Below are 7,738 nucleotides of genomic sequence, written 5' to 3' on the forward strand. Positions count from 1 at the left end.
TTGCGGGCCGGGTCAGCGGTCGTCGGAGACCGTGGTCTTCTGGACCTGGAGGAGGAACTCGGCGTTGGACTTCGTCTCCTTCATCTTCTCGATGAGGAGTTCCAGTGCCTGCTGGGTGTCGAGTGCGTGGAGGACGCGGCGCAGCTGCCAGACGACGCGGAGCTCCTCGGGGGCCATCAGGATCTCCTCCTTGCGGGTGCTGGACGCGTCGACGTCCACCGCGGGGAAGATCCGCTTGTCGGCTAGGGCCCGGTTGAGCTTCAACTCCATGTTGCCGGTGCCCTTGAACTCCTCGAAGATGACCTCGTCCATGCGGGATCCGGTCTCCACCAGCGCGGTGGCGAGGATCGTCAGCGAGCCGCCGTTCTCGATGTTGCGGGCCGCGCCGAAGAACCGCTTGGGCGGGTACAGGGCCGTCGAGTCGACACCGCCGGACAGGATGCGTCCGGACGCGGGTGCCGCCAGGTTGTAGGCCCGGCCCAGGCGGGTGATCGAGTCGAGCAGCACGACGACGTCGTGGCCCAGCTCGACGAGCCGCTTGGCGCGCTCGATCGCCAGCTCCGCGACCGTGGTGTGGTCCTCGGCGGGACGGTCGAAGGTCGAGTGGATGACCTCGCCCTTCACCGTCCGCTGCATGTCGGTGACCTCTTCCGGGCGCTCGTCCACCAGGACGACCATCAGGTGGCACTCCGGGTTGTTCTTGGTGATCGCGTTGGCGATCGCCTGGAGCACCATCGTCTTGCCGGCCTTGGGCGGCGACACGATCAGGCCGCGCTGGCCCTTGCCGATCGGCGACACCAGGTCGATGATCCGGGTCGTCAGGATGCCCGGGTCGGACTCCAGCCGCAGCCGCTCCTGCGGGTACAGCGGGGTCAGCTTGGTGAAGTCGACGCGGGTCTTGGCCTGCTCGGGCTCCATCCCGTTCACGGTGTCGAGGCGGACGAGCGCGTTGAACTTCTCGCGCCGCTCCCCCTCGCGGGGCTGGCGGACCGCGCCGGTGATGACGTCGCCCTTGCGCAGCCCGTTCTTGCGGACCTGCGCCAGCGACACGTACACGTCGTTGGAGCCCGCCAGGTAGCCGGTCGTGCGGACGAACGCGTAGTTGTCGAGGATGTCGAGGATGCCCGCGACGGGGATCAGGACGTCGTCCTCGGTGAGCACCGGCTCCTCGTAGCGCTCGCGGCCGCGGCCGCGGTTGCGCTCGCGGAACCGGCGCCCGCGCCGGCCCCGGCCGCTGCCGTCGTCATCGTCGTGCTGACCGCCGCCGTCGCGCCCGCCGCCCTGGCTCTGGCCGCGCTGGCGCCCGCCGCCACCGCCGCCGCCCTGGTCGCCGCGCTCGCGGCCGCCGCGCTGGCGCTGGCGCCCGCCGCCGTCGCGGCCTCCGTCGCGGTTCTCCCGGCCGTCCCGGCCGCCGTCGCGTCCGCCCTGGGACTCGCCGTCCTCGGCGTTCTGGTCGCGACCCTGGTCACGGCCCTGGTCACGGTCGCGGCCCTGCCGCTCGCCGCGCTCGCCGCGTCCCTCGGAGCCCCCGCGGTCCTGCCTGTCGCCCCGCTGCCGGCCGCCGCCCTGGCCCTGGCGCTCGGAACGGTCCTGCTTGTCGGCCTTCTCCGGCTTCTCGGCCTTGTCGGCCGCCTTCTCGGCGGTCTTGGCGCTCGCCTGCCGTTCGCCCTGGTCGGACTGCTCGCCCGCCGGCGCGGCCTCGGCGACGGTGACCTGCTCGTCGGACGGCTCGTGCTTGGCCGCCGCGGCGCGGCTGCGCCGCGGACGCTCGGTCTTCGCGGTCTCGGCTGCGCCTCCCGTCGCGGCAGCGGCTCCCTGCTCGCCCCCCGCCGAGCCCTGCCCCTGGCCGCCCTGCTTCTCCTGGATGGCGGCGATGAGCTGGCTCTTGCGCATCCCGGTCACACCCGTGATGCCGAGGCTGGACGCGAGCGTCTTGAGCTCGGGGAGCACCATGGCCGACAGGCCGGTGCCCGACCGGCGACGCCGGGGGGTGGCGGTCTCCGCGTCGGCCGGGGCGGCGTCCGCGGCTCCCGTGCTCGATGCGTCCGTAAGGAGTTCGCTGGATTCGCTCACTAAGGGTCCTTCCCAGGGCGCGGGCGTTGGCCGGTTTCCGGCCAGTCGACCCGGTGGTGCGGCCCGGCGGGGGCGCCGGAACGGGCTCCGCTGATCGCGGTCGGGCCGCGATCGGCGTGTTCTGGGCACAGCCAGATGATGGACGGGACGGTTCGCTCGTGCGTGTTCCCGGTTCCGCCACGTCCGAAGTTTCGCTGGAATGCCGGACAACGGATTGTCACGGTATCGGGAAGCCTAGTACGCGGGACCGACACGACCGAAGGGCCGGACAGGCGACGCGCGGCTGACGAGCACGCTGCCCCGAACGGGGCATCTGGTGCGGCAATCAGCCTAACATCACCAGGGCGCACTGCTATTCCCCAGAGGTCGATGTCTTCGCATTTTACCTAGCATGATCGGGCCGGTGCCCGCACCGGCCGGGGGGCGACGCGACGGCCCCGCCCCGGTGCCGCCATCAGGCCGGGACCGCGGTCATCCGGCCGTGACGCGTGCGCCGCGGGTCGCGACGTCCAATGGGTGCTTGAGCCACCCATTACCCACTCCGGAAGCCATCGAATCAACTTGTGATGCGCTTGTGAAGGCCAGGACAGTAGGTCCTGCCCCGGAAATCACCGCGGGGACGCCCGCCGCGCGCAGCCGCCCGACCAGTGCGGCGGACTCCGGCATCGCGGGAGCGCGGTAGTCCTGATGCAGGCGGTCCTCCGTCGCGTCGAGCAGGATTCCCTCGTCCAGGCCGCCGGTGAGCGCCGCGACGAGCAGCGCGGCGCGCCCGGCGTTGGCCGCGGCGTCGCCGTGCGGGACGGACGCGGGCAGCAGGCCGCGGGCCCGCTCGGTCGCCAGCCGCTGCTCGGGCACGTACACGACGACCTGCGTGACCTGCGACTCCAGGCGCACCAGCCGCGGGCCGCCCGGCGCCGTCCAGGCGACGGTCAGGCCGCCCGCGAGGCACGGCGCCACGTTGTCCGGATGCCCCTCGATCTCGGTCGCGAGGCGGAGCGCGGCGTCGTCGCCCAGCAGCCCGCCGCTCGGATGGAGCGCGCGGGCCGCGACGATCGCGGCGACGATCGCGGCGGACGAGGAACCGAGGCCGCGGCTGTGCGGGATCCGGTTGCGGCACCGGAGCCGCAGCCCCGGCGGCCGGCCGGGACCGGATCCGGCCATCGCGTCCAGGACCTCGAAGGTCCGGTGCAGGACCTTGACGACGAGATGCCGCTCGCCCCGGTCGGCGACCTCGGCGCCTTCGCCGTCCACCTCGATGGACAGCCCGCCGCCGGTCACCTCGACCTCGACGTCGTCGTACAGGCCGAGCGCGAGGCCGAGCGAGTCGAACCCGGGGCCCAGGTTGGCGCTGGTCGCCGGCGCCTGTACCCGCACCGGCCCTTCCGTCCAGCCCACCTCAGGTGAGGCCGAGCTCAGAAGCGGCGGAGTGCGCGTCGACCTTGATGGTGGTCGGCGCGGGCGCGCCGGAGATCGCCCAGTCGGGGTCCTTGAGGCCGTTGCCCGTCACGGTGCAGACGACCCTGGAACCGGACGCGACGCCGCCCTGCTCACTCGCCTGCAGAAGGCCCGCGACGCTCGCCGCAGAGGCGGGCTCTACGAAGACCCCCTCTTCCCGGGCGAGAAGCCTGTAGGCGGCGAGGATCTGCCTGTCGGTCACCGACGCGATGGCGCCGCCGGACTCGTCCCGTGCGGCGATGGCGAGATCCCAGGAAGCGGGGTTGCCGATCCTGATCGCCGTGGCGATGGTCTGCGGCTTCAGGACCGGCTCGCCCTTCACGAACGGCGCGGCGCCGCTCGCCTGGAAGCCGAGCATGCGCGGCGCCCTGGACGCCTCCTTGTCGTCGGCGTACTCCTTGTAGCCCATCCAGTAGGCGGAGATGTTGCCCGCGTTGCCGACCGGCAGGCAGTGGACGTCGGGGGCGTCGCCCAGCGCGTCCACGATCTCGAAGGCGGCGGTCTTCTGGCCGAGCAGCCGGTACTTGTTGACCGAGTTGACCAGGGCCACCGGATAGTCGACCGACAGCTTCTGCGCGAGTTCGAGGCAGTCGTCGAAGTTGCCGTCCACCTGGAGCAGCCGCGCCCCGTGCACCAGCGCCTGGGCCAGCTTCCCCATCGCGATCTTGCCGTTGGGGACGAGGACCGCGCAGGTCATCCCGGCACGGACCGCGTACGCGGCGGCGGACGCCGAGGTGTTGCCGGTGGAGGCGCAGATCACCGCCTTGGCCCCCTCCTCGGCGGCCTTGCTGATCGCCATCGTCATGCCGCGGTCCTTGAACGACCCGGTCGGGTTGGCGCCCTCGACCTTGAGGAACACCTCGCAGCCGGTCAGCTGGGACAGCCGGCCGGCGGGCACCAGCGGGGTGCCGCCCTCCAGCAGCGTGACGACCGGTGTCGCGTCCGTCACCGGAAGCCGGTCGCGGTATTCCTCGATAAGGCCACGCCACGCGCGGGCGTTCGCGTTCAAGTCGGTCTCCTCGGATGACCTGCGATGTCGACCGGATTCTATCGGTCGTAGCTGAATCGTTCCCGGAGACTCACACGTCACCCTCGACGCGCATGACGCTCGCCACTTCGCGGACGATGTCGAGCCCGCGGAGGCCCTGCACCGTCGCGGACAGCGCCGCGTCCGGCGCCCGGTGCGTCACCACGACCAGCTGGGCCTCCTCGCCGAGCCCGACCTGCCGGACGGCCTGTATCGAGACGCCGTGCCTGGCGAACTCTTCGGCGACGGTGGCGAGAACACCGGCCTCGTCGGTCACGTCCACCTGGATGTAGTAGCGCGTGACCGTCTCCCCCATCGGAAGGACGGGGAGTTCGGCGTAGGTGACCTCGACCGGTCCGGGTGTACCGCCGGCCACGTTCCGTGCCACCGCGACCAGGTCGCCCAGGACAGCGGACGCCGTAGGGGCGCCACCGGCACCCGCGCCGTAGAACATCAGCGAACCGGCCGATTCCGCTTCCACGAACACCGCGTTGTACGCCTCGCGGACGCTCGCCAGAGGATGCGACCGCGGAATCATCGCCGGATAGACGCGAACCGATACGCCACGGCCGTTCCGGCCGTCCTCCGAGGGAACCCGCTCGCAGATGGCCAGCAGCTTGACCACGCAGTCCATTCCTTGGGCGCCCGCGACATCGGCGGCACTCACCTCCGTGATGCCCTCACGGTGGACGTCCGCGGCGGTCACCGGAGTGTGGAAGGCGAGCTGCGCCAGGATCGCCGCCTTGGCCGCGGCGTCGAAGCCCTCGACGTCGGCCGTCGGGTCGGCCTCCGCATAGCCGAGGGACTGCGCCTCTTCCAGCGCGTCGTTGAACCCCGCGCCGTGCGTGTCCATCTGGTCCAGGACGTAGTTCGTGGTGCCGTTCACTATGCCCAGCACCCGGTGCACGTGGTCGCCGACGAGGGACTCCCGCAGCGGCCGGAGCAGCGGGATCGCGCCCGCGACGGACGCCTCGTAGTACAGGTCGGCGCCGTACTCCCGCGCCGCCGCGAACAGCGTCGCCCCGTCCTCGGCCAGCAGCGCCTTGTTCGCGGTGATGACCGACTTGCCGGCCTTCATCGCCTCCAGCATCAGGGTCCTGGCCGGCTCGATCCCGCCGATCACCTCGACGACGATGTCGACGTCGTCCCTGGTCACCAGGGCATGCGCGTCGGTCGTCAGCAGCGCCGGGTCGACGCCCTCCCGCACCCGGTCGGGCCGCCGCACCGCGATCCCCGCGACGTCCAGCGGGGCCCCCACCCGCGCGGCCAGGTCGTCCGCCTGCTCGCTCAGCAACCGGACGACCTCCGTGCCGACCACGCCGCATCCGAGCAGCGCCACGCGCAGTCCGAGTTTCACGCTTCGACCTCCGCATCGAGCCGCAGCAGATCCTCGGCGCTCTCCCGGCGGACGATCACGCGCGACCTGCCGTCCCGGACCGCCACCACGGCCGGCTTCGGGACGAAGTTGTAGTTACTGGCCATCGATCGACAGTACGCACCGGTCGCGGCGACCGCCACCAGGTCCCCCGCCGCAAGATCTTCGGGGAACCACAGGTCGCGCACCACAATGTCGCCGCTTTCGCAGTGCTTGCCGACAAGCCTACTGAGCATGGGCGGTGCCTCGGACGACCTGCTGGCCAGCGCCCCGGTGTACTCCGCGCCGTACAGGGCCGTGCGCAGGTTGTCGCTCATGCCGCCGTCCACCGACACGTAGGTGCGCAGGCCCTCGACGTCCTTGACCGTCCCGACCTCGTACAGCGTGACGCCGCCCGGCCCCACGATCGCCCGTCCGGGCTCCACGGTCAGGCGCGGCATCGCCAGCTCGTAGGCCCGGCACTCGCGCGCCACGATCTGCCGCAGCCCGTCCGCGATGGACTTCGGGTCGTGCGGCTCCTCCCCCGGCACGTACGCGATCCCGTACCCACCGCCGAGGTCCAGCTCCGGAAGCTCGATGCCGTGCTCGTCCCTGATGGCGACGAGCAGCTCGGCGAGCCGGTGCGCGGCCACCTCGAACCCGTCCACCTCGAAGATCTGCGACCCGATGTGGCTGTGCAGCCCCACCAGTTCAAGCTGCTTCAGCTCCAGGACCCTCCGCACCGCCTCCAGAGCGGCCCCGGAACTCCTGGAGAACCCGAACTTCTGGTCGTCGTGAGCGGTCGCGATGAACTCATGGGTGTGCGCCTCGACCCCCGTGGTGACGCGCACCATCACCTTGGCCCGGACACCCCTCTGCTGGGCGAGATACCCCACCCGGGCGATCTCCTCGAACGAATCGAGGACGATCCGTCCCACCCCGACCTCAAGCGCCTTGTCGATCTCCCAGGACGCCTTGTTGCTCCCGTGCAGCGTGATGCGCTCCGTGGGGAACCCCGCAGCCAACGCGATGGCGAGCTCGCCCCCACTGCACACGTCCAGCCCGAGTCCCTCTTCCTTCAGCCACTTCGCCACGGCCACACAGAGGAACGCCTTGCCCGCGTAGTGCACGTCTCCGTCATGGAACGCCGCCACATACTCCCTGGCGCGGCTCCGCACGTCCTCCTCGTCATAGACGTACAGAGGCGTCCCGTACTCCTGCGCCAGATCCCGGACATCGACACCACCGACGGTGAGTACACCATCGTCCCGCTTGGCGCCCCGTGGCCAAACAGTGGGCTCCAGCGCATTCAGATCGTCCGCCGGCCCCACCGGGTGGTCCTCCGGCAGGACATCGGCGTGCAGGGGCCCAGCTGGATGTACTCGACTCATATCCGCTCTCTAGGGGTCTCACCAATTACGTTCAGCCCGTTGCCAAGGGCGACCTTCACGGCCTCCGCCAGCGCCACCCGCCCCCCATGTATCACCCCGGGCTCCTCATCACCCTTGGGCACGGCGGGACACCGCTCATGGACGTCGTGATACGCCCCGGCCACTCTCTCCAAACAGAACAACAGCGGCCTGGCATCCCGTTCCCGCTCGGCCTGCTCGGCTCGGCCCGGCACGTCCCCCAACGCCCCCACCAGCGCAAGCTCCTCGGCCGCGACGCCCTGGAAACTCCCTGCCCCGATCCCGAAGTCGGCCGCCCAGCGCCCGACCCAGCAGGCCCGCGCATAGGCGTACCGCACCGAGAATCCGGGGTTCAGGAACGTCCGAGGCCATTCACTCCACCCGCTCTGAGGCACCCGGGCGACCCCGAACCCGGCATCC

Annotated in this window: 6 protein-coding genes; all 6 read right to left on the reverse strand. The window is 71.2% G+C overall.

Annotated features, from left to right (window positions below):
- Positions 1-12: 12 nt before the first annotated feature.
- Positions 13-2,073: a transcription termination factor Rho gene (gene rho / locus E1281_RS34460; protein WP_131883903.1), complete on the reverse strand. Its 2,061-nt coding sequence runs from the start codon at positions 2,071-2,073 to the stop codon at positions 13-15.
- Between the two features lie 471 nt (positions 2,074-2,544).
- A complete protein-coding gene (gene thrB / locus E1281_RS34465; RefSeq protein WP_243717704.1) occupies positions 2,545-3,447 on the reverse strand; it encodes a homoserine kinase in 903 nt (300 codons plus the stop codon).
- A gap of 22 nt (positions 3,448-3,469) precedes the next feature.
- A complete protein-coding gene (gene thrC / locus E1281_RS34470; protein ID WP_131883905.1) occupies positions 3,470-4,537 on the reverse strand; it encodes a threonine synthase in 1,068 nt (355 codons plus the stop codon).
- A gap of 70 nt (positions 4,538-4,607) precedes the next feature.
- Positions 4,608-5,894, reverse strand: coding sequence for a homoserine dehydrogenase (locus E1281_RS34475; RefSeq protein ID WP_131883907.1), 1,287 nt, complete (start codon positions 5,892-5,894; stop codon positions 4,608-4,610).
- 14 nt (positions 5,895-5,908) lie between these two features.
- Positions 5,909-7,300, reverse strand: coding sequence for a diaminopimelate decarboxylase (gene lysA / locus E1281_RS34480; protein WP_131883906.1), 1,392 nt, complete (start codon positions 7,298-7,300; stop codon positions 5,909-5,911).
- On the reverse strand, positions 7,297-7,738 hold a 442-nt coding region (locus E1281_RS34485; RefSeq protein WP_243717705.1), incomplete at its 5' end, for a DALR anticodon-binding domain-containing protein. The genes E1281_RS34485 and lysA, both read right to left, overlap by 4 nt.

Source organism: Actinomadura sp. KC345, from assembly GCF_004348515.1.
Lineage (GTDB): Bacteria > Actinomycetota > Actinomycetes > Streptosporangiales > Streptosporangiaceae > Spirillospora.